A 22,807-nucleotide genomic window follows, 5' to 3' on the forward strand; every position below is an offset into this window, starting at 1 on the left:
CAATATGGGGTTCAAAATCCGATCAAATCGGGGAAAAACAGCGAGAACACTGGACGGGACGCGATCGGAAATTATAATCAATCGGACGAGCGGCTGCGGCTGCCCCACAGTGTATTCCCTTTTTTCAGGACAGCCCCCAAGCCAATGAGCAACGCCCCCAGCAACGACGACCTTTCCATGAACAGCCAGACCTTTGTTCAATGGCTGCGAACTGTTGCGCCCTACATTCACGCATTTCGCGGAAAAACCTTTGTGGTGGCCGTGGATGGCGAATTGGCCCACCAGGGTTACCTGAATTCATTGGCCCAGGATTTGTCACTTTTGCATGCCATGGGCATGCGAATCGTGATGGTTTGCGGGTCACGCCCCCAGGTTGAAGAGCAGCTGGCATTGCGAAGCATTCAACCCGCGTTTCACAAGGGTTGGCGAATTACCGACAAAGGCGCACTGGAGTGTGCGAAAGAAGCCGCAGGTGAATTGCGCTTGGACATTGAAGCGGCATTTTCACAAGGCTTGCCCAATACGCCCATGGCACATTCGTCCATGCGTGTCATTTCCGGAAACTTCATTACAGCGCGCCCCATGGGCATCTTGGATGGAGTGGATTTGCAGCACACGGGGTTGGTTCGAAAAATAGATGTGCCTGCAATTCAGATGAGCTTGAACAGCAGCGCCATCGTGTTGCTGTCCACAATTGGATTTTCGCCCACCGGCGAAGCATTCAACCTGAGCATGGAAGATGTAGCGACCAGCACGGCGCGGGCCATCAAGGCGGACAAGCTGATTTTCGTCAGCCAGATTGAAGGCATATTTGACAAGAATGGCAAGCTGCTGGAAGAACTGGAGCTGGACCGCGCACGCGAAATCATGCTGCAACACGACCTGCCCGAGCTGACCAAAGATTACCTGGAGTGCTGCATTCTTGCCGTTCAAGGCGGTGTGGGGCGAGCCCACATTGTGCCGCTGAACCTGGATGGTGGCGTGATGCTGGAGCTGTTCTCGCACGATGGCGTGGGCACCATGGTATCGGAAGAAAACCTTGAAAGCCTGCGACACGCCACGCTGGATGATTCTGGCGGTATCAAGACCCTGATTGAGCCGCTTGAAATGGCGGGCATTCTGGTTCGCCGCGGACGCGACCGCATTGAACGTGACATTGACCATTTCACCGTGCTTGAACACGACGGCATCTTGTGGGGCTGTGCGGCCATGTACCCTTACCACGCCGAAGGTTTGGCAGAACTCGCCTGCCTGGTGGTACACCCCTCCTGGCAAGGTACCGGTGATGGCGAACGCCTGCTGAAAAAAATTGAACACGATGCGCGCAAGCAAGGTTTGAAACAGCTGTTTGTATTGACCACACAGACTTCCCACTTCTTTTTGAAGCGCGGCTTCGTGGTGGGCGATGTGGACAAGCTACCCATTGAACGCAAACGCCTCTACGACTGGAACAGAAAATCCCAGGTGATGATTAAAACCCTGTGAATTCACCCTGCCTTGACTCCCGGAGTGATGCCACATGAGCACCTTCAAGCACCACGATTCTGCCCATGGCCTGAGCACTGAGATTGTTCATTCAAAACCGGTCAGCGCAAGCGGATTTTCAGCCTTGCCCGTGCCGGTATATCGTGGCTCCAGCACTTTTTTCGAAAGCACTAAGGCACAACGTGCTGCAGTGGACCCCCTAGGGCTGGATTACAGCTACGGCCTGCATGGCAACCCCACCCAATTCACACTGGCCAAAAGGTTGGCTGAAATCGAAGGCACCGTGCATGCACTGGTGTGTCCTTCCGGGCTGACTGGCATTGTGTTGGTTGCACAGGCTTGCCTTAAAACTGGCGACCACTGGTTGATCCCAGAAAATGTGTATGGCCCGGTTCAAGCGCTGGCGCGAAATCTGTTGGCAGATTGCGGTATCGAGTTTTCTGAATACGACCCCTGCAATGCAGATACTGTGCAATCGGCCATCCGATCGAATACCAAATTGATCTGGACAGAAGCGCCCGGTTCACTCACCTTCGAAGTGCCTGATTTGAAATCAATTCTGGCTACAGCCAAGGCACAAGGCATTCGAACAGGCATCGACAACACGTGGTCCGCAGGTATTGCCTACAAACCCTTTGAACACGGTTTTGATTTCAGCGTGCAGGCGTTGACCAAGTACCAGTGTGGCCACGCGGATGTGCTGATGGGCGCAGTATTGAGCAACAACACCGCAGCCTTTGCAGACGTTGAAAGAAAGAACCGGATTTTGGGATTGGGTGTTTCACCCACCGACTGCAGCCTGGTGTTGAGAGGCTTGCTTACGCTGCCATTGCGCTATGCCAAACAAGCTGAAAGTGGCTTGCAGGTAGCAAAGGCATTGAGCCGAAATACAGCAATTGCAAAGGTGCTGCACCCTGAGTTTGAAGAATGCCCCGGCCATGCGTTTTACAAGCGTGATTTCAACGGTTTTGCGAGTATTTTTTCAGTGGTGTTGAAACCTGAATTCACCGACGCACAAGCCTGCAAAATTGTCGACAACCTGAAGCTTTTCAAGATTGCTTATTCATGGGGCGGCCCGGAAAGCCTGGCTTTGGTTGTCAATGTTCCTGAAAGCCGCAAGCGGCATTTGGCAGGAAGCGATGGCGTGTGCGGGCAGATACTTCGACTGGCGATTGGGCTGGAAGAACCGGCAGACTTGATCGCGGACTTGATGCAGGCGATTGAGGCTGCAGTTTAAGCTACACGCGCCGGTTTCTTTGTCTGCTTGCAAGGCGCTGACCCTTCAGGCTGCAAGACGCTGACCTTTCAGGCTGCAAGGTGCATGTCGTAATACGCCTATCCATTGATTCGTTTACGCAGGCGCATACCCTCTTCCGCCGAAAGCCTGTATTTCCCTTTTTTGAATGTCACACTTACTCACCGTGGTTCGGCAAAACACATGGCCGAACACGGTGTCGGCTTGCAGCCGAACGTTGCGTGTGAATTCAAAACGGGCAGGCTTTCTTGAATGGCGGTGCGAGGGCCACGCTGCCTTCGCAAACTCGAAGAACAGCGCCTGTGACACGCTGAAAGCGACCTGCGACCTGCGACCTGCGACCTGCGACCTGCGACCTGCGGCGTTCAGTGAATCACCAGCCCTTTCACCAGCGCAAGTTCGCAGCCTGAGCGAGGTGTTCGTTTGCTGCATCATCTTGCCGATTCAGGGCAAGGCTTCCCGGCTGATTAGCAGCGCGGGGCGATTCCGAGAGGAATCGATGCGAGCACGCTTTAGCGTGTCGCATACCCCAAGCCAGAATCAACGAGACGGGAAATCGGCCTTGTCCAAGGCGAGATGAGCAGCAATGAACACCTCAAAGGCTGCTCAACAAAAGCGTTGTTGAGCAGCATCGAACACCGACTCAAAGGCCGGCGCAACGCACGCCGAACATGGCTTGCGATGCTTATACCTTCACGCAATCCACGAAGTAGCTAACGTTGCCATTCTCGTCTTCGATCTCGACCAAACCATGAATGTCGGTTTCGAAACCTGGGAATTGCTTGTTGAAATCCCGAGCAAACTTCAAATAGTCCATGATGGTGCTGTTGAATATTTCACCCGGAATCAACAAAGGAATACCTGGTGGATAAGGTGTCAACAACGCAGACGTAATGCGGCCTTCCAGGTCGTCAATTGCGACACGCTCGATTTCACGGTGAGCCACTTTGGCGTAGGCATCTGCCGGCACCATGGCGGGTTGCATGTCGCTCAAATACATTTCAGTGGTCAAGCGTGCCACATCACTCTTGCGGTACATGTCGTGAATGGTGTTGCACAGGTCGCGCAAGCCCACGCGTTCATAGCGGGGATGGGCCTGACAAAACTCGGGAATCACGCGCCACAAGGGTTGGTTCTTGTCGTAATCATCCTTGAACTGCTGCAGTGCAGTCACCAGCGTGTTCCAGCGGCCTTTGGTAATGCCAATGGTGAACATGATGAAGAAGGAATACAGACCTGTTTTCTCCACGATCACACCATGCTCGGCAAGGTACTTGGTCACGATCGAAGCTGGAATGCCCGCATCGGAAAACTGACCGTTCACATCCAGCCCCGGGTTCACAATGGTGGCCTTGATGGGGTCGAGCATGTTGAAGCCGTTGGCCATTTTGCCAAAGCCGTGCCAGGTGTCAGTGGTGTGAATGAGCCAGTCATCGCGCGGGCTCATTCCCTCTTCGCTCAACACGTCAGGGCCCCACACCTTGAACCACCAGTCGTCACCGAACTCTTCATCCACCTTGCGCATGGCGCGGCGGAAATCCAGTGCTTCAATGATGCTTTCTTCAACCAAAGCGGTGCCACCGGGTGGCTCCATCATGGCTGCAGCCACGTCACAGCTGGCAATAATGGCGTATTGCGGGCTGGTCGAGGTGTGCATCAAATAGGCTTCGTTGAAAATATGGCGGTCCAGCTTACGGTTCTCGGATTCCTGCACAAGAATTTGCGAGGCCTGCGACAAGCCAGCCAGCATCTTGTGAGTGGACTGCGTGGCAAACACCAAGGAATCCTTGGTGCGCGGGCGGTCTTTTCCAATCGCATGCATGTCTTTGTACATGGGGTGGAAGCTGGCGTGTGGCAGCCAGGCTTCGTCAAAGTGCAAAGTGTCAATTTCAGAACCTAGCACTTCCTTGATCATTTCCACGTTGTACAGCACACCGTCATAGGTGCTTTGCGTAATCGTCAAAATACGGGGCTTCTTGTTCTTGGCCTTGCTGGCAAACGGGTGGTTTGCAATTTTACGGGCAATGCTTTCTGGCTGAAACTCTTCAAGCGGAATGGGACCAATAATGCCCAAATGGTTGCGAGTTGGGGTCAGAAAAACCGGAATGGCGCCTGTCATTGTGATGGAATGCAAAATCGATTTGTGGCAGTTGCGGTCAACCACCACAATGTCGCCTGGCGCCACGTTGGCGTGCCACACCATCTTGTTGGAAGTGGACGTGCCATTGGTCACGAAGAAGCAATGGTCAGCATTGAAAATGCGGGCAGCATTGCGTTCAGAGGCAGCCACAGGCCCTGTGTGGTCAAGCAACTGGCCTAGTTCATCTACCGCGTTGCAAACGTCAGCGCGCAACATGTTCTCGCCAAAAAACTGGTGAAACATCTGGCCCACAGGGCTTTTCAAAAACGCTACGCCGCCGGAATGGCCAGGGCAGTGCCAAGAGTAGGAACCATCTTGCGCGTAATGTACAAGCGCGCGGAAAAACGGGGGCGCCAGTGAGTCCAGGTAGCTTTTGGCTTCACGAATGATGTGACGGGCCACGAATTCCGGTGTGTCCTCGAACATGTGAATAAAGCCATGCAACTCTTTCAGAATGGCATTGGGAATGTGTCGCGATGTGCGGGTTTCACCGTACAAATAAATTGGAATGTCTGCGTTCTTGAAGCGGATTTCCTGAACGAAATTATTCAGGTTTTGCAGTGCGTCTTCAATTTCCTTTTTGCTACCCAAGCCGAATTCTTCATCGTCAATCGACAATATGAAAGCGCTTGCGCGGCTTTGCTGTTGGGCAAACTGGGAAAGATCGTGATAACTCGTCACTCCCAGTACTTCAACGCCCTCTTTTTCGATTGCGTCAGCCAAGGCGCGAATGCCGAGACCAGATGCATTCTCGGAGCGGAAATCTTCGTCAATGATGACAATGGGAAAACGAAATTTCATTGATCTTCCTGTGATCGGGGTTTAAAACGGGCTGGCATCAAACACGCCAAAGCCACAACAAGCCTGCATTATCCACTACGTGGTGCCCTGCACCAAGTCCTATTGTCGCTCAATTATCCCTCGATGTAGTGACTTCACGGAAATGTCACATTCAACGGGTTCAATGGCCCCCTTTAGAGCCATTCGAAGAACCATGCGAATCAGTCTTAATGCGCAAACCCATCACGCTTCCTTCACAAAAGAATCATTCCAGGCAATCAAGCATTTCACAAGGCGAGTGGACACGTATCTGGACAGAAACGAAGCAGGATTTGAACGCATGGCACGGGTTCGCAAAACAATGCAGGCCTCACCCGGGAACTGCCATTACATCGATCGAAAGCTGACCACGCCGGAACAATACAAAAGTCCGCTTATGCGGGGTTTGGTTCATGTTTGCGATTGTATGGAAGAGATTGCCGAGAGCTGCGCTGACATTTCTGGACTTGCAGAACGGCTGGTCAGGTACATGATTTCGTCGGGTGACAAGAACGACCTGGCCTTGGTCCTGGCTTCTGCGGTGGGGCGAATAGTTGCCGGGCAGATGAACCTGGTTGGCATGGCAGTGCACAAAGTTGCCGGCGCTTCGCTCTACGCCCTCTCAAGCTTGCTCAGTCTCGCTACCTGGGGGCTTGCCAAAACCAGGCTTGGGGCGCTGCGCAGTCAAGCTGAAATGGCTGAGTTAAAAGCAGAAAAATCCCGACCTATTCGATTGTATGAGCCCGTTGCAAACACCTTGTTGAAGGGAAAGGAAACGGTCCTGGGTCATCTATTGAGGAAACTGGAGCAACGGTCGGGTTCGGTCATGGTGTCGGCTATTCGGCAATGGGCGAGACATCTGCATCGTGGCCACTCCCTGGTCTGCTCAAATGATCCACAGAGAAGGAAAGGCCACTGCAGCTACATGTGGAAAAATCTTCACCAGTACGGTCCGGTTACGCGTGCGTTGATGCATTTCGCGTATTTCACCTTTCAATTCATCAACAAGGTACTGGTGTCTTATGACAAACACCTCGGAACAGCCATTGGCGAACGCCTGCTGGCGAAAAAAACCGGGAGTATTCTTGGGTGCAGGCTGGGCTTGACTGCCGGTGTGGGGCTTGCCGCGGGCTTGTCGATCCCGCTGTCACCCCTGCTGGTGGGCATTTCAACTGTGGCTGCGGCGGTGTGTGGGGTGGCCTTGGTCGCATTGTTGTTGGCCAAGTCCAATGTTCACCTGTTTCAGGACTGGAAAGGCAACATCACCGCCATTCAAGGCGATCAGGTTTTTGGCAAAGTCACACCCACCTGGCCTTGATATTTGCCACCCCGGTCACGATAAGACGTTTCGCAAACTTCATCGCTTTCGAAGAACAGGACCTGGGCACAACCTTCACCCGCATAAATCTTAGCAGGCAGTGGCGTGGTATTGGAAAACTCGAGGGTTACATAACCCTCCCATTCGGGCTCAAATGGAGTAACGTTCACGATGATTCCGCAACGTGCGTAGGTGCTTTTCCCCAAACAAATGGTCAACACGTTACGGGGGATGCGGAAGTATTCGACCGTGCGAGCCAAAGCAAATGAATTGGGCGGAATAATGCAGACATCACCCTTGAAATCCACAAAACTTTTTTCATCGAAATTCTTGGGATCAACAATGGTGCTGTTGATGTTGGTAAAAATCTTGAATTCGTTGGCACAGCGAATATCGTACCCGTAGCTCGAGGTTCCATAGGACACAATTCGTGTGTCGCCCGAAAAGCGAACCTGTTCGGGTTCGAATGGCTCGATCATGCCCGTGCTTTCGGCCATTCGACGAATCCATTTGTCAGATTTAATGCTCATGTTGGGTTTTTTTCGTGGAAGTTCAATATTCCCGAATGTTACATGAGCAAGGGCATCACTGATTCATCTCTTCAAGAATCTGGCTTAATTCCTGCATCACCGAGTTGGCCAGGGCATCAAAGAAAACACGGATCAACTCGGCCAACTGGGCGGCCGTCACCCCGGTCAAGGGAAGTTGCATCAAAAATTCAAGATTCTCCGTGTCCATGTTGATTCCCACCTGATATTGAAAATCAAGCACGTGGATCATCGTGAACGCTTCAGCCAAAAAATGAAGGCAAATTTCAGCTGAATTAGGCTCGTTCATGTTGTACAGGGGGAAGGCCATGACCACCCAACGGGTTTGGGCGGACTCCCCAGGACGAAAAGACAGTTCAAACTGCTCTTTTTTACCCATAACGACGTTTTCACCGTCAAACCACTGCATTTTTGCAAGCTGGATGGCATCGTGAAGCAGGATTGATTCTGCGGGGGTAAAACCGTTTACGAGAATTTTAGGCTTGGTGGAAGTTGTAGCCGCAGAAGCAGCAGGCGCACCCTTTGGCTTCGATTCGAACTGACCTGGACGGAAATTCATATTGGAGTGCCTCGTTTGGGTTGCAACCACAATTGAGTAGACGTGGTTTCAACAAAGGTTCCAAAGTTATTCCGTTCAGGCTGGAAGGTGATGTTGGCTCACAGCCTCCGAGAGTGCCGTCAACATCGCACCCGACTGTGCCAGGTGACCTGTGCCTTGAAGTTCAATCAAGGAGGTCCTAAGGATACTTTCAGAGAGCATGCGTGCCCCACCGGGCGGACAAACCCTGTCAGCCAGACCTTGCACAATACTGAGCTTCCACGGAGCTTGCGCACATTCAGCCACCAGTTTGTCCCAATCCGCAGCCCCCAGAAAGCAATCGTGCTTCAGGAAATGGGCTTGAAGCCGATACTTTCTGACCAATCCAAGCTCTTGGGTGTCCGAGAGAAAGCCCGACTTCGAATTCTGCAGAGGTTCACCGGTCAGCAAAGCTGTTTCAAGACGACTCCAGGCTATAGACAGTTCGACCAGATGTTCTGGCGTGGCGACGTCAAAACATTCACACACAGTTGATGTTCGGGCACCTGGCCCGAAATGGTCCGCAAAATAGACAGGGGCAACATTTTCAAGCGCTTCGAAAAAGGCATCGACCCTGGAACGCAGGGGAACAAACGGCGCCCGCAAAACGACACTGACGACCCTTTCCGGGCGATAAGCAGCCAAGGCCAGGGCCAGCGTTGCCCCCCAGGATCCACCCAGTATGTGAAACTGTTTGATTTCCAGGGTGTCTGCGACATCCAGTGCATCATCAATGTAACGCTGCAAGTCAATCACGCTTAAATCGAGGTCTTCGCTCAACCCGCTGTTGCGTTGATCAAAGCCGAACCAAGGCAAGCCAGCATAACGCAGTGGTGCCACATGGGACGCACTCAAACTGCCACCAGGGCCACCATGAAGCACCAGCCACGGAGAAGGTCTTAAAGGTTGGCTGAGTGCCTTGGCATTGCCCTGCTCTGCCCAGACAGCCACATTCCCACCCAAATCAAGCAACGCCTGAGGGCGTGACCAAGCCCCAGCCAACCCCGATTTCGGGGATGGCGAGGCCAACTTTGAAAAGGACAGGTTCTCTTTAGGCAATAGATGCCCCCAAGGCGCTGCGCAAAACGCAAACTCAGGTGTTTTGTACCACAATCGATGGAAACTTCAAGGACATGTCCTTGGACTGCTCTGCAATTCGAATGGCCACTTTTCTGGCAATTTCCTTGTAGGTTTTGGCCAAGTCACCATCAGGATCAGCGACCACAGTGGGTTTACCGGAGTCAGCCTGTACTCGGATTCGCATGTCCAGCGGCAAACCACCCAGGTAGTTGATGTTGTAGTCCTTGGCCATTTTCTGGCCACCACCATCACCAAAAATATGTTCCTGATGACCACAGTTGGTGCAAACGTGGATGGCCATGTTTTCAACCAACCCCAAAATCGGAACACCCACCTTCTCGAACATTTTCAGGCCCTTGCGAGCATCCAGCAAGGCGATATCCTGGGGGGTGGTCACAATGACAGCACCTGTTACTGGCACTTTCTGCGACAGCGTCAATTGAATGTCACCCGTGCCAGGTGGCATATCAACAATTAGATAATCCAGATCTTTCCAGTTGGTCTGCTTCAACAGTTGTTCAAGCGCGCTGGTGACCATGGGACCACGCCACACCATGGGCGTGTCTTCATCAATCAGAAAACCAATTGACATGGCCTGAACACCATGGCCTTCCATCGGATCGATAACCTGCCCGTCATCAGACTGTGGGCGACCAGTAATACCCAGCATGGTGGGCTGTGACGGGCCATAAATGTCTGCGTCCAGCATTCCAACGCGTGCGCCTTCCGCCACTAAAGCCAAAGCCAGGTTGACCGCAGTGGTGCTTTTGCCCACACCGCCCTTGCCGGAAGCCACCGCAATAATGTTCTTCACATTGGGCATGGGCTTCAAGCCACGCTGCACAGCATGCGTCTGAATTTTGATGGTAGCGTTGACACTGACGTTTTCAACGCCAGGCACCTGAGCACGTACGGCCGCAATGGCCGCTTTACGCAGACCATCAAGCTGGCTTTTTCCGGGGTAACTCAGCTCAAGTTCAAAACTTACATCACCACCGTCTACCTGAATGTTCTTGATCAACTTCGCGCTGATGAAGTCTTTGTTCAAATTGGGGTCAATCACACCGCGCAAAGCGTCGCGTACGGTATCGATAGTCACTGACATACACACTCTCCTCAAATCTTGTCTGATGCTGTATTTTTCGGTATAGGCGCGAGTTTAGCCTGTTTTTTGATACGTGGCTTGCGGCTGCAGAAAAGCAAGCCCTTCCCATGCCTGTCGTTTACCCTAAAGCCTTCGAGCAGCCTTGCATGGTCAGACTACAAATGTTTACAACGACCCGAGAGTCACTCCAACTTTTTAAGGGCACAACTTGATAGCATTGCACGACAAAAATCAAACACTTTGGAGATTTACCAATGAAGACGTATGTGTGTATCGTGTGTGGGTTGGTGTATGACGAGGCCGCTGGAATGCCTTCTGAAGGTATTCCGGCTGGAACCCTGTGGGCTGACGTACCCGCCGACTGGCTGTGTCCGGATTGTGGCGTGGCCAAAAGCGACTTTGAAATGGTTGAAGTTTAAGATCTGGGCTTTTCCGGCATTGTCACCACTTGGCGTAGTGGTCTTCGCACCATCCCGCCAAGCCATTAACTGAATACGCAAGTCCCTTGGCTGGTAGTTTCACAGTACCGGTGAATTTGCCAAAGCACTGGTTGAATCGACTAGCCATTACAATCATGTTGCGGTGGTCATCGACACTGCCCTCGGGCGCGAACTGCACATCAACAGCGCCACACTGTGAATAAACCTGCCAGGGTTTCAGAATATCGTCCCGATCATATTCAAACAGTACCAGTGGCAAGTCGTGAATGGCACCGTCCACCCAGAGAACGTTCTCGTGGGCACTGGTTTCGTTCACTCCACGGGCCACATTCAGCGAAATCAAAGGCTGATCAGGCGCTGTCCGGCCACTCGCGCACGCCCAGTTCCAGAAGGTTTCCCGTCGCAGAAAGCCGGCTGTCCAGTCGTGGTAGCAGCCGTCTTTTTCTGGCTGAATCGTGTATTTATTTCCATTAAGAAATATTTCCCCTGACACGCTGCCACCACTGCTTTTCTGGGCATAGGCAAAACCGGTGTTTGCAATCGGCGTATTCAAGGCCAGGGTTTCGGAGCGATCGCAATCAATCCGAACATGTCCGTAAAAATTCTTGCCAAACTGAAATTGAAGTTCGCGGGACTGGGCATCTCGTGTTGATGACACGCTGTGATTTTTCTTGAAAGGATGAACCCAGGTTGTACGACCCAAGGGCTTGTAATCGCTTTGAAACCCAAGATCAAAGGGCATGTCAAACTGCACACGGTGCAATCCCGAAGTGCTGTGCAGGTAAGCAAAGGTTGAATTCAGCGAACCCAGGCGCACCATGCCGCAACCGAAAGTGAAATTTTCACCCAGTGCACCGTAAAAATCGAAGTGCTTGAAGAGGAAACTTTTGGTCCATGCCTTACGAGGTTTGCCCATGGCATTGCGTGCATCGTACTGTTCCCAGTTGATGCGATCAGGCAGGCTGCTTAGCCGACCCCAGGCAGGAAGGCCAGAAATATCGATCAGATTCATAAATGAAATCGGGCAAGTTTGACTTGCCCGATTCGGTCATGATTAATCAACCGCACGCAGGGCGGAACAATTGCTTCTTAGAACGGCAACCCACCACCCAAGGCATCGGTCAGCAGGGCTGGATCAGCCATGCTTGTGATTGAAGCCAAAGGCGTATTTGCAGCCAGATCCATCAAAGGTTCAAGCGCCGCATCCAATGGTGTTCCTGTCGGGCCACCAGCACCACCACCTGCGCCGCCTGCTGCATCAGCCAATGGGCCAAGTACCGCATCCAACGGTGTTCCTGTTGGGCCACCCGCACCACCACCACCTGCTCCACCAGCAGCGTCAGCCAATGGGCCAAGCACCGCATCCAGCGGTGTTCCTGTTGGACCACCAGCACCACCACCTGCGCCGCCTGCTGCATCAGCCAATGGGCCAAGTACCGCATCCAACGGTGTTCCTGTTGGGCCACCCGCACCACCACCACCTGCTCCACCAGCAGCGTCAGCCAATGGGCCAAGCACCGCATCCAGCGGTGTTCCTGTTGGACCACCAGCACCACCACCTGCGCCGCCTGCTGCATCAGCCAATGGGCCAAGTACCGCATCCAGCGGTGTTCCTGTTGGGCCACCCGCACCACCACCACCTGCTCCACCAGCAGCGTCAGCCAATGGGCCAAGCACCGCATCCAGCGGTGTTCCTGTTGGACCACCAGCACCACCACCTGCGCCGCCTGCTGCATCAGCCAATGGGCCAAGCACTGCATCCAGCGGGGTCCCTGTTGGGCCGTCTGTTCCGCCACCGGCGCCGCCTGCTGCATCAGCCAATGGGCCAAGTACCGCATCCAACGGTGTTCCTGTTGGGCCACCAGCACCACCACCTGCGCCGCCTGCTGCATCAGCCAATGGGCCGAGTACCGCATCCAATGGTGTTCCTGTCGGGCCACCAGCACCACCACCTGCGCCGCCTGCTGCATCAGCCAATGGGCCAAGTACCGCATCCAACGGTGTTCCTGTTGGGCCACCAGCACCACCACCTGCGCCGCCTGCTGCATCAGCCAATGGGCCGAGTACCGCATCCAATGGTGTTCCTGTCGGGCCACCAGCACCACCACCTGCGCCGCCTACTGCATCAGCCAATGGGCCAAGTACCGCATCCAGCGGTGTTCCTGTTGGGCCGTCTGTTCCACCACCTGCGCCGCCTGCCGCTCCACCAATCATACCCAGCGCATCAGCCAAAGGTTCTGAAATGACGGCCAGTGGCGTGCCAGCCAAAGCGCCCAAGACTGGATCAAGCACTGCATCAAGGGGAGTACCAGTTGTCCCACCCATGTCGGTGCCACCACCACCTGTATCTGTTCCACCGTCGTTGCCACCGACGGTACCGCCGCCAGCAGAACTGGTTGGGCCTGAGCCCTCGTCATCACTGGAGGCCAGCAAGCCCAATCCAACAGCGCCTGCGCCTATAGCCGCTGCAGTCCCGCCCATGGATCCTCCCGCCAATAAGCCAGCCCCACCGAACAGTCCAAACATGCCACCTTGTTCTCCGGCCAGCCCAACACCCTGCAGTTCAACCAGGTTGGCAAAATCCGGGTCCAGATTCGATAGAGTCACGCCATCGTCAGAAAGTGCCTCAAATACAAATGCTGTTTGTCCATTCTTGGTTGTGGTGTCAGCGATCACGCTTCCTGTGGGTGCAACCAACAGGTTGCCAATTGGTTCTCCGTAGCTGTTGGACAGCACAATTGACGCGCGTCCAGAGTCACTGGCCGTGATCACGTCCCCAGCCAATATGGAATCTCCGCGTGCCAGCGACCGGGTCTCACCGTCGCGCATTAGGCTTACTGGACCTTCTAAATCATTGACTGAACCAATTACTTGACTGGACATGTTGCCTCCAAAAACTGTTTTTTTATAATCAAAGGGATGTGAGTAATACTCTAAGCGGCACCGGCTGGATTCAAAAATCCAGATTTAAAGGAGAACCAACAGCACGGCTCCCAAAAATGTGCCCCAAACGCCACCTATCAAAGGCATCATCCATTCGTAGCGCGAAAAGACAGGGCGAAGGGCCTTCTCAAACTCCAGTGCGGGCAAAGCCGACAAACGCTCAACAATCACCTCTTCAATTCTCAAGGCATCGTTGAGATAAACGCGAGCGGCCATTAAATGCGATTCCAGTTTCATTGCAAAAATTGAAGCGGCATCTCGTTTGATGGCAACCCACTGCTCGGCACCAAGAATGGCAACCAGCAGAGGTTTGATTCCACTGGACTCCATGTCCATGACCCGCTGAACATGGTAATCAATCAAGGAGGACAGATTTTTAGAATTTGGCCCACGGCACAACGCCAACACGATATTTTCAGTGGTCAACACATCGCGTGCCGCTGTTTGCGCGAACAATTTGGAGATGTGGCGCTGATCCCTGAAAAAGAAGCCCGTGAATTTTCCAAGTCGAACAGTGCCATGATCGGGATGAAAAAAAAGACTTTCAAGCGCGAGTTCATTGGCTAACCCACCAGCGATTGCGCCCAGTACCAGCAACCAGTACCATTGCAGTCCGAACAGAGAAGCCACCACCAGCAACAGGCCAACCACGAGGCCTGCTAACAATGAAAACCTGATCAGGTAAGCCATCGGATCTTTGCCCGCACTCTTAAACAGGTCAACCACCAGAAAGGGCTTGCTGGTTATTACTTCCAACACCAAGGTTTTGAGGCTTAAGTAATATGCGGGTTTCTTCTGAAGGTCGAGGATAATTTGGCGCGACACTTCTGGAACAATGGCCCTTATCTTGAAAATAATCGAATTCTGAAGAAAACTCGGCAGGCTTTCCCACAAGGTAGGCTTGTGTTTGAGCATGACTTCACGACAGGCGAAATCCGCTGTTTCCTGCATGGGTGGTGTCAAACGATCTGACAGGCCCTGAGCAGGAATGCGTTTGATCATCTCGTCCAACGGCAACAACTTGTGGGTCATCAGACGAACTGCAATTTCAGCCATCACTGCTTTTTGATGCGGCACCAACCCTTGCCAGCCCAGGCCTTCAAGTCCCAACTGGTGCAGGCCGAGTTTTCGAAACAAGGGAATGCGCCAGCCTTTGAACTCCTTGGGATTGAACATCAACCACAATGCGGCAGCCTGGAAAAACCACGCCAGGAGCACACCAGACAGGCCCATTAGAATGAAAACAGCCCAGAGCGGTAAACCCAGATGAATAAAGGAAAAATCCAAAACGCTGTTCCTGAAGTAATTATTAAAATATTTGATCTAATTTACGGCCCTGTAAGGGACATGATTGATCGTTATACTGGCAAAGGAGACAACACAGATTAGAATTGGCCATCGAAAAAATATATTCGTGGCTATACATCTACACACTTTACCAACAAAAATTAAAATTCCAAGGGGACACCTTTAATGGATTGGGCAACTATTTACGCTGATGTCCAGCAAAACTACCTTTTCTACCTCTCGATCCCGGTTGTGGCGGCTTTTTTGGGCTACATCACCAAAATTGCAGCGGTGAAAATGATGTTTTACCCCATGAAGTTTGTGGGCATTCGACCCTTTTTCGGCTGGCAAGGTATTGTGCCGCGCAATGCGCTGCGCATGGCATCCATTGCAGTCGATACCATCACCACAAAATTGGTTTCAGTCAACGAGGTGGTTTCAAAGCTTGACTCTGAGCGCCTGGGCAAAGAGCTTGAAGGTCCGGCAATGGAAGTCATTGAGACCATCATTCGTGAAGTGATGTCCAAGCACCAACCCAGACTTTGGGAAAGCCTTCCCAACTTTGCACAAAAGAAACTGATCGATCGGGTGAAGAAAGACGTGCCTGGCGTGATTGCCAGCGTCATGGAAGACATCAAGGGAAACATTGATGAAATTCTGGATCTTAAAGCACTGGTCATTCGCATTTTGATGAAAGACAAGCATCTGCTGAACCGGATTTTTCAGGAAGTGGGTCGCGAAGAATTCAAGTTCTTTGGTGTATCCGGTCTGTATTTCGGTTTCATGATCGGTGTGGTACAGATGGTGTTGTGGGTGTTGCTCAAAGAACCATGGATCTTGCCGGTGTTCGGTTTCCTGGTTGGCTTCATTTCCGACTGGATTGCTCTGAATATTCTGTTCGAGCCCAAAAAGCCTATTCCGTTTGGTTCGTACACCATTCAGGGACTGTTTTTGAAGCGTCAACAGAAAGTGGCAGCGGACTACGCCAAGATTATTGCCCGTGACATTCTGACCCCTCAAACCATCATTGGTGAAATGGTGGCAGGTCCCCTGTCCGAACGTGTACAGAAAATGGTGGATGAGCGTGTGCGGGAAATGGTCGACAGCAAGGCCAGCATTGTCAAACCGTTTGTGGTGATGGCTGTTGGTGCTGAATCATTCCAGCGCATGAAACAGGACACTTCTGAAATGCTGATGGCGCGCCTGGCCGATGTCATCATGCACGCAGAATCCTATGTTCAAACCTCACTGGACATTGAAAATGTGGTGGGCAAGAAAATGCAGGCGATGACGCCACTTGAGTTCGAGGGCTTGTTGCGCCCCGTATTCAAGCAGGAAGAATGGATTCTGATCATGACGGGCGCCATTTTGGGCGGCCTGGTTGGTGAGGGTCAATTGATGGTGATGATCAAGTTGGGCATCATCTAAACCATCCTCAGTTGAAATCAAAAAGCCTCGCGGGGCTTTTTGATTTCATTACAATAAACTAACCCTGCACTTTCGCCTTGGCCAAACCTGGGTTTTCGCGACCTGTTTCGGCAAACTCCACAAATTCAGACACACAATTGGCAACCCACTCCGAGTGGCTTTGCACGACCCAATGGTGCGCATCGATGTCTCGGCGCCACACGTGATGTGCATAGGGATAGCACGACTCCACCAGTTGAGGTGTCACAAACTTGTCTTTGGTCGGCACGAGCAACTGCACAGGCACATCGGTTTGACGCAAACGCGGTTTGCCTATACGAGGCAGCATGTTGGCCCTGTACAGATTAATACCGTTCACGCCGTCTTTGCGCTGGGTGGGGTTAACTGCATGTGCTACACCTTCCATTTTCCTGACAATGCCAGGCCATGCCCTGTCCAGCCCAAGCTTCCAGAATGTGGGTGCCAAAAACGGAAGCTGAAAGGCATACACATACCAGGAGCTCAACATCTGCCCCAACACCGGGCCCAAGGCATTGCGGTTGTTAGCCGAAAGACCATTGCGGATCCACATGCCAATGTGGTCCAGACAAGGCCCGGAAATACTGGTATAGCTGGCAATGCGCGATTTGAGCCGATGATCAGTCACACTTTCCCAAGTCTGGATTGAACCCCAGTCGTGGGCCACAAGGTGGACAGGCTGAGTTGGGCACACGGCGCGAATCACCGCCTGCAAGTCCTCGGATAACTTGGCCAGGGAATAATCCCACATGCTTGATGGGGCAGCAGACTTTCCACAGCCACGCACATCATAGGTAACCACGTGAAAATGGTGCTTGAGAATATCGACTACCGGGTCCCAAACGCTACTGGAATCGGGATATCCATGAACCAGCACAATGGTTGGATTGTGAGGCTCACCGTGGCTGTTGACGGCCAGATCAATGTCGCCTGAACGCACGGTCATCTGGTTTTTCAGTCGTTGTTTGTTTTTTGTCTCTGTCATGGGGTTCGCCCTTATTGGATGTTGTAACGTGCTGCTCTGCACCTTTATAACCCCCATTGCACGCCGATTCTTGCAGACGGGTTAGAGTGGAAACTCCAAATAAGCAAATAACTAAAAAATAGAACGACTTACAGCGTTTTTCGGTGCAGTGCGCTATTATTGGGCCGATTGAAAAACTCGCGAGACCACACGCTGCAACCATGTCTAATCTAATTCAAGAACAAGTCACCGAAGTTCACCACTGGAACGACACCCTGTTCAGCTTCAAAACAACCCGCAGCCCGGGTCTGCGTTTCCACAATGGCCATTTTGTGATGATCGGCCTGGAAGTTGAAGGCAAACCATTGTTGCGGGCTTACAGCATTGCAAGCGCCAATTACGAAGAACACCTTGAGTTTTTCAGTATCAAAGTGCCGGATGGCAAGCTGACATCCCGACTGCAACACTTGAAGGTGGGCGATTCTGTGCTGGTGGGCAAAAAGCCAACAGGCACGCTGATTCTCGACGACCTGAAACCAGGCAAGAACCTGTTCATGTTTGGTACTGGTACAGGCCTTGCGCCTTTCATGAGCCTGATCAAAGACCCTGAGGTATACGAGCGCTTCGAAAAGGTCATTCTGGTTCACGGCGTGCGCTATGTGAACGAACTGGCTTACAGCGAATTCATCAGCGATGAACTGCCCAACAACGAATTTTTCGGCGACATGGTGCGCGACAAGCTGGTGTATTACCCAACGGTTACCCGCGAAGAATTCAAAAACGTGGGGCGTATTACCACTTTGATGGAAAATGGTGAGCTGTGTAAGGATGTGGGATTGCCACCCTTAAACCCCGAAACAGACCGCGCCATGATTTGCGGAAGCCCCAGCATGCTGGCAGACATTCGCAGCATTCTGGACAGCAAGGGCTTTGTGGTATCTCCCGGTGTGGGCGAACCCGGAGATTATGTGTTCGAGCGTGCATTCGTCGAAAAATAATTCTCTGTACCTATAAAAAACCGGCTGCAGGTCTTGATAACCTGCAGCCGGTTTTTTTATGCCCGTAAACCTAGGATTTACTTTACAGCCTGTTTTTCGGCTTCGAGCTCTTCAAGCAAGGCCTTGGCCTGGCGCATGCTGTCCATGGCGGCCGGGAAACCACAATATACGCTGGCATGAATGATCAATTCACGTAGCTCGTTTGGCGTAACCCCGTTGTTGATCGCACCCCGCATGTGCAACTTCAATTCATTGGGGCGATTGAGCGCGATCAGCATGGACACAGTTGCAATGCTTCGGATACGTGGTTCCAAGCCTTCACGCGGCCACACCGTACCCCAAGCATGCGAGGTCACAATGTCCTGCAAAGGTGCTGCAAAATCATCCGGATTGGAAACAGCCTTTGCTACGTAGTCGGCACCCAATACCTTGGTGCGCATGGCTTTGCCCGCATCGTAATTAGCCGGTTTTTCACTTGCCATACTTCTCTCCCAACTTTTCAATGAAGCGATCGACCAAACCATCGAACATGGTTTTGATGAAACCAGGTGTGGCCGCTTTCAATAGCATGGGTACTTTTATGTCGCGCAGCAAACCATTGATTTCCACCTCAATGTCAACTTTGTCGCCATTCGGCTTGAACTGGAAATATCCAGACAGGTTGGCATTGCCCACTCCTTCCTTGGCCTTGAAACTCAATCGACCTTTGGCCTTGTCCACTTCATAAGTGGCTGCATAATGGACAGCATGTGAAACACCCATGGCGCCAATAGGCTTGAGCTTCCACTCGTAGGCATTTGGACCGACCTTGGTCAGACTTTCAAGTTTTGGAAAAATTGAAATCAAAGGTTCAATGGACTCCAGGTCAGCCAGCACGGCCTCGTAGTTCAGGGCTGCACTTGCTGTTTTGTCCAGGGATAGTTTGCTGTCCATTTCGAATTCTCCTCTTATTTCAGCCAGTGTCCACGGGGGTGGAGTACACTAGCCGGCACAGTTGATTGATAAATAATACTCATGAGTAACATACCAGCAGATCCACTGTTGCGGATCAAAAAACTTTCAGATTCGCTTGAAAATAATGAATTTGAAAACACCACCGAGTTGATTTTTACCTTTCGCCAGGAAAAAGACCTGCTTCGGGAACTGCCTGCCGTGTTTGAAGGTGCACTGGAAAGTATTTTGGAGCGCCTGGAAAGCACCGCCATGTTCGGGGGCGAAAGCTGTTCATTCAGTCAAAGTGATTTGCTGGCCGCCTTGAGCATCTGGCTTGAAAAATCGCGCTCTTACCTGGAAAAGCAAATGGGCATTCAGTGAACGCTGTTTGCTTTTTCCTTCAATACCTTACGTGACAGATCATCAATAAGTTGGTCCAACCTGTCAAACGACACGGGCTTGGTGAGGTGTAAACTCATACCTGACGCAGTTGACTGTGCAATGCTTTGATCATCCGACAAACCCGACAAGGCACACACAAAGCTTTGCCGTGATGCGCAACCTGAATTGCTGCGAATCAGGCGGGTTGCAGCATGCCCATCCATGTCGGGCATGTCAATGTCCATCAGGATCAAGTCAAAATACTCTGCCTGCGCAAGATCGACCGCCGCCCTCCCCCCTGTGGCTGAGCTTACTTTGTGTCCTCGCTTGCCCAAGTACCGGTCAAGCAACTTGATGTTCATCGGATGGTCGTCAACCACCAACACATTCAAGGCCTGTGCCGCTTGGTGGATGGGCTTTACAGCCTTGGCGGATACAAGCGGCTGGGCCACCGGCAAATTCAGACTGACCGTGAACACCGACCCCACGCCAAGTTCAGAACTGACATCGATACGCCCGCCCATCAGCTCGACCAACCCCTTGCATATGGCCAAACCCAGCCCCGTTCCACCAAACTGACGATGAATTTCCCGGCTGGCTTGGCTGAACCGCTGAAACAGCCGCTGGAAGGCAGTCTGACTGATTCCGATGCCACTGTCGGCGACCTCTAGGAACACCTCCACGCGGCCCTGACTCGGAAGACTGGTGAACAGCTTCATTCGAACATAGCCGCTGTCAGTGAACTTCAGCGCGTTGGAGACAAGATTTTGAACAATCTGCAAAACCCGGTTTGAATCACCCAGCACCACAGTGGGGCCCGAAAGTTCGCTTGAAACCGTGAACTCCAGGTTTTTCTTGGTAGCCAGGTTGAGATTCAAGGCATGCACTTGCCTGACCAGATCGTCCAGATCGAAGGGAGACGCGTCAAGTTTCAAGCCATTGGCTTCAATGCGTGAGTACTCCAGAACATCACTCAGTATCAGGTGAAGACTGGTTGCAGAACTGGAAATGTTGCGAGCGTCTCCGCGCATTTCTGAGTCACTTAGCTGCTCTTCCAGCATCTTGGAAAAACCGATAATGGCATTCAGGGGCGTGCGCAGTTCGTGGCTGATTGTGGCCAGAAATTCCGATTTTGCACGATCGGCACTTTCCGCCTGTTCTTTGGCCAGCACCAGGTCGCTGACGTCGAGACAAACTGCATACAGACCGACGCCCGCAGGTTTGGCCTCTCTCTGAACTGTAAGTTGATAGTACTGGGGCTCGCCCCCGCTGCGGCGTAAAGTCGAGAACACCAAGGATTCCCGATTGGGAAAGGCCTCCGGGCGCGCGAGAACTGTTTTGAATGCCGTGTGGTACTTGGGATCAATGTGTTTTAGTACGTTGCTCCAGTCAGCAATGAACTCGGCGCGGGTCATTGGAAAAAAGCGCTCGATCGACGTGTCGACATTTTCGACTTGAATCCGACCATGCTCAGTCACAGTGAATTCAACAACAAATCCATTCAGGCAACTTTCTACACTGAGCAAGCGGCGCTTTTCTTCCTCAAAGCCATTGGACAACAGTGTTTTCTGTTGATTAAGTCGATGAAAAGCATTGGCCAGAGTTTCAAAAAAATTGGAATTGGCAAGGTAATGTTCTTGCAGATCAGCCTCACCAAGTTGATGCAAACGCTCTCGAAGCCTGAATTCAATCCAGGCTTTGGTCAAGGCACTGCCCAAAAAAGCGGCAAGCCCCGCCGTGAGAACAACCAGCAACAATTGACCGAACAAAGCCAACTCGCCCAATTGGGTCCAAAACACCATGGAGCCCGCGACACCAAATCCGAGCAAAAGACACAGCAATGGCCGAGCCTGCCACGTCTCCTTGAACAGATTGGACACCAATAGAAACACGGACGGTGTTTTGGATGAATTGGCTTTCAATGGTTTGGCTCAGACCGAAAGGTTTTTTGACAAAAACTCAAGCGTGCGACCACGTGCCAAAGCAGCGGCCTTTTGCTGGTACATGGGGCGCCCCCAACAATTGAAACCATGATCAACACCCGGGTAGGTGTGAATGTGCACATCAGAATTGGATGCAAATGCAGCCTTGATTTGAGCAACCGCCTCCATCGGGATGAAACCATCCTTTTCAGCGAAATGCATCAGCATTGGAGTTTTGGCCTGTGGAGCACGATCAAGCGCTGTGTGAATACCCCCACCGTAATAGCAAACACTGGCATCCACTGCACCAGGCGTAGTACACGTGAGGTAAGACAACATGCCACCCATGCAATAGCCCAGACTGGCCACTTTGCCTTGGACCTCCGGACGATTTTTCAACACCTGAGCCGCAGTGCAGATGTCTTCCACTGCTTTGGGAAAATCCATGCTCTGCATCAGGGCGAAACCCTTCTGGAACCCGGCTTCATCGTAACCAATGTCAACCCCCGGCTCCTGTCTCCAGAAGACGTCAGGCGCGAGCACTACAAAACCGTCGCTGGCGTATTGGTCGGCTACATCACGAATGTGTTGGTTCACACCAAAAATTTCCTGAATCAGAACGATTCCAGGACCGGTGCCCGTAGGCGGCAAAGACAAATAAGCATCAAACTGGCCACCATCTTTGGAATTGATCGAGATTCGTTGGGACTGCATAAAGCGCTTCTCCGTTTGGTAATACAAGTGGATTCTGGATTGTAACAGGCTGATTTTGTTCAACAGATGATTTGCTGACAACAAAAAACCACACGCTCACAAAATACTGTACAGAGTTACAGTGTTTATTGTACAGTTGTTTTCAGGGCGACATAAAAACAGCTAGAGGAGTAATCAAGATGAGTATCAAACGATTCACAATGTTTTTCGTACTTTGGGTGTTGGGCTGTGCGTTTGTTTTGGAACCGGCTTTCATTGCCCCCCTGTTTGAAACAGGCGCAATGATTGATGTGGCGTTCAGTGAAAGCCTTGCCCAGGTTGGCGGGTTGGGTTTGACGGAATATGACACTGCTGCGGTAGAATCAATGGACCATTTCAGGGTACTCTGTCTGCTGTATTTCGGTCTGCCCGCTATAGTGTATCTGGCGACGCAGTGGAAGGAACTTTGATTT

At 52.1% G+C, this 22,807-nt stretch carries 22 protein-coding genes; 8 read left to right on the top strand and 14 right to left on the bottom strand.

Annotation, left to right across the window (positions count from 1 at the left end; translation table 11 throughout):
* Positions 1-144 precede the first annotated feature (144 nt).
* Positions 145-1,485, top strand: coding sequence for an amino-acid N-acetyltransferase (gene argA, locus RGQ30_RS08490; protein ID WP_130556329.1), 1,341 nt, complete (start codon positions 145-147; stop codon positions 1,483-1,485).
* Between the two features lie 34 nt (positions 1,486-1,519).
* Positions 1,520-2,722: a PLP-dependent transferase gene (locus RGQ30_RS08495; protein WP_130556328.1), complete on the top strand. Its 1,203-nt coding sequence runs from the start codon at positions 1,520-1,522 to the stop codon at positions 2,720-2,722.
* A gap of 114 nt (positions 2,723-2,836) precedes the next feature.
* On the opposite strand, the gene RGQ30_RS08500 is transcribed toward RGQ30_RS08495, so the two are convergent.
* The gene (locus tag RGQ30_RS08500) at positions 2,837-3,175 is read right to left on the bottom strand and encodes a hypothetical protein (RefSeq protein ID WP_338284338.1); all 339 of its coding nucleotides are present in this window, start codon (positions 3,173-3,175) and stop codon (positions 2,837-2,839) included.
* Between the two features lie 250 nt (positions 3,176-3,425).
* Positions 3,426-5,681 (bottom strand): arginine/lysine/ornithine decarboxylase, encoded by a 2,256-nt coding sequence (locus RGQ30_RS08505; RefSeq protein ID WP_130556326.1) that lies wholly within the window; start codon positions 5,679-5,681, stop codon positions 3,426-3,428.
* Between the two features lie 319 nt (positions 5,682-6,000).
* On the opposite strand from RGQ30_RS08505, the gene RGQ30_RS08510 reads away from it, so the two are divergent.
* Entirely contained in the window at positions 6,001-7,017 is a 1,017-nt protein-coding gene (locus RGQ30_RS08510) for a hypothetical protein (protein WP_298217180.1), read from the top strand.
* Here the strand turns inward: RGQ30_RS08510 and dcd are convergent.
* The 4 genes from dcd to apbC form a co-directional block, all read right to left on the bottom strand.
* Positions 6,981-7,547: a dCTP deaminase gene (dcd, locus tag RGQ30_RS08515; protein WP_130556324.1), complete on the bottom strand. Its 567-nt coding sequence runs from the start codon at positions 7,545-7,547 to the stop codon at positions 6,981-6,983. The genes RGQ30_RS08510 and dcd overlap by 37 nt on opposite strands.
* A gap of 55 nt (positions 7,548-7,602) precedes the next feature.
* On the bottom strand, positions 7,603-8,124 hold the full coding sequence (locus RGQ30_RS08520) for a hypothetical protein (protein WP_130556323.1): 522 nt from the start codon (positions 8,122-8,124) through the stop codon (positions 7,603-7,605).
* Between the two features lie 75 nt (positions 8,125-8,199).
* Positions 8,200-9,201: an alpha/beta fold hydrolase gene (locus RGQ30_RS08525; RefSeq protein WP_298217179.1), complete on the bottom strand. Its 1,002-nt coding sequence runs from the start codon at positions 9,199-9,201 to the stop codon at positions 8,200-8,202.
* Positions 9,202-9,235: 34 nt separating this feature from the next.
* The gene (gene apbC / locus RGQ30_RS08530) at positions 9,236-10,327 is read right to left on the bottom strand and encodes an iron-sulfur cluster carrier protein ApbC (RefSeq protein ID WP_130556321.1); all 1,092 of its coding nucleotides are present in this window, start codon (positions 10,325-10,327) and stop codon (positions 9,236-9,238) included.
* Positions 10,328-10,581: 254 nt separating this feature from the next.
* Between apbC and RGQ30_RS08535 the strand changes: the two genes are divergently transcribed.
* Entirely contained in the window at positions 10,582-10,746 is a 165-nt protein-coding gene (locus tag RGQ30_RS08535) for a rubredoxin (protein ID WP_130556320.1), read from the top strand.
* Positions 10,747-10,768: 22 nt separating this feature from the next.
* Here RGQ30_RS08535 and RGQ30_RS08540 read toward each other — a convergent pair whose 3' ends face one another.
* The 3 genes from RGQ30_RS08540 to RGQ30_RS08550 all read right to left on the bottom strand — a co-directional run bounded on the left by RGQ30_RS08540 (position 10,769) and on the right by RGQ30_RS08550 (position 14,997).
* Positions 10,769-11,779: a DUF2804 domain-containing protein gene (locus tag RGQ30_RS08540; RefSeq protein WP_130556319.1), complete on the bottom strand. Its 1,011-nt coding sequence runs from the start codon at positions 11,777-11,779 to the stop codon at positions 10,769-10,771.
* 77 nt (positions 11,780-11,856) lie between these two features.
* Positions 11,857-13,650 carry a hypothetical protein gene (locus tag RGQ30_RS08545; RefSeq protein ID WP_338284342.1) on the bottom strand — a complete coding sequence of 598 codons (1,794 nt, stop codon included), beginning with the start codon at positions 13,648-13,650 and terminating at the stop codon, positions 11,857-11,859.
* A gap of 84 nt (positions 13,651-13,734) precedes the next feature.
* Positions 13,735-14,997 carry a DUF445 domain-containing protein gene (locus tag RGQ30_RS08550; protein WP_130556318.1) on the bottom strand — a complete coding sequence of 421 codons (1,263 nt, stop codon included), beginning with the start codon at positions 14,995-14,997 and terminating at the stop codon, positions 13,735-13,737.
* A gap of 186 nt (positions 14,998-15,183) precedes the next feature.
* Between RGQ30_RS08550 and RGQ30_RS08555 the strand changes: the two genes are divergently transcribed.
* Positions 15,184-16,425, top strand: a complete 1,242-nt coding sequence (locus RGQ30_RS08555; RefSeq protein WP_130556317.1) for a DUF445 domain-containing protein — start codon at positions 15,184-15,186, stop codon at positions 16,423-16,425.
* A 58-nt stretch (positions 16,426-16,483) separates the two neighbouring features.
* Here the strand turns inward: RGQ30_RS08555 and RGQ30_RS08560 are convergent, their stop codons facing one another.
* Entirely contained in the window at positions 16,484-17,428 is a 945-nt protein-coding gene (locus RGQ30_RS08560; RefSeq protein ID WP_298217176.1) for an alpha/beta fold hydrolase, read from the bottom strand.
* Between the two features lie 200 nt (positions 17,429-17,628).
* Here RGQ30_RS08560 and RGQ30_RS08565 point away from each other — a divergent pair, with 200 nt between their 5' ends.
* Complete coding sequence (locus RGQ30_RS08565) at positions 17,629-18,405, top strand: ferredoxin--NADP reductase (RefSeq protein ID WP_130556316.1); 777 nt, start codon at positions 17,629-17,631, stop codon at positions 18,403-18,405.
* 77 nt (positions 18,406-18,482) lie between these two features.
* Here the strand turns inward: RGQ30_RS08565 and RGQ30_RS08570 are convergent, their stop codons facing one another.
* Together RGQ30_RS08570 and RGQ30_RS08575 are read right to left on the bottom strand one after the other, a co-directional pair.
* Positions 18,483-18,887: a carboxymuconolactone decarboxylase family protein gene (locus tag RGQ30_RS08570; RefSeq protein ID WP_130556315.1), complete on the bottom strand. Its 405-nt coding sequence runs from the start codon at positions 18,885-18,887 to the stop codon at positions 18,483-18,485.
* Positions 18,877-19,338 (bottom strand): SRPBCC family protein, encoded by a 462-nt coding sequence (locus RGQ30_RS08575; RefSeq protein WP_130556314.1) that lies wholly within the window; start codon positions 19,336-19,338, stop codon positions 18,877-18,879. Before RGQ30_RS08575 ends, RGQ30_RS08570 begins: the two co-directional genes overlap by 11 nt.
* Positions 19,339-19,419: 81 nt before the next feature.
* Here RGQ30_RS08575 and RGQ30_RS08580 point away from each other — a divergent pair, with 81 nt between their 5' ends.
* Positions 19,420-19,719: a hypothetical protein gene (locus tag RGQ30_RS08580; protein ID WP_130556313.1), complete on the top strand. Its 300-nt coding sequence runs from the start codon at positions 19,420-19,422 to the stop codon at positions 19,717-19,719.
* On the opposite strand, the gene RGQ30_RS08585 is transcribed toward RGQ30_RS08580, so the two are convergent.
* Positions 19,713-21,641, bottom strand: a complete 1,929-nt coding sequence (locus tag RGQ30_RS08585) for an ATP-binding protein (protein WP_130556312.1) — start codon at positions 21,639-21,641, stop codon at positions 19,713-19,715. The two genes, RGQ30_RS08580 and RGQ30_RS08585, sit on opposite strands and share 7 nt — an antisense overlap.
* A 9-nt stretch (positions 21,642-21,650) precedes the next feature.
* Positions 21,651-22,355: a dienelactone hydrolase family protein gene (locus RGQ30_RS08590; RefSeq protein WP_130556311.1), complete on the bottom strand. Its 705-nt coding sequence runs from the start codon at positions 22,353-22,355 to the stop codon at positions 21,651-21,653.
* A 179-nt stretch (positions 22,356-22,534) separates the two neighbouring features.
* Between RGQ30_RS08590 and RGQ30_RS08595 the strand changes: the two genes are divergently transcribed.
* Entirely contained in the window at positions 22,535-22,804 is a 270-nt protein-coding gene (locus RGQ30_RS08595; protein WP_130556310.1) for a hypothetical protein, read from the top strand.
* Positions 22,805-22,807 lie beyond the last annotated feature (3 nt).

It is taken from the genome of Limnobacter thiooxidans (assembly GCF_036323495.1).
Classification (GTDB): Bacteria; Pseudomonadota; Gammaproteobacteria; order Burkholderiales; family Burkholderiaceae_B; genus Limnobacter; species Limnobacter thiooxidans.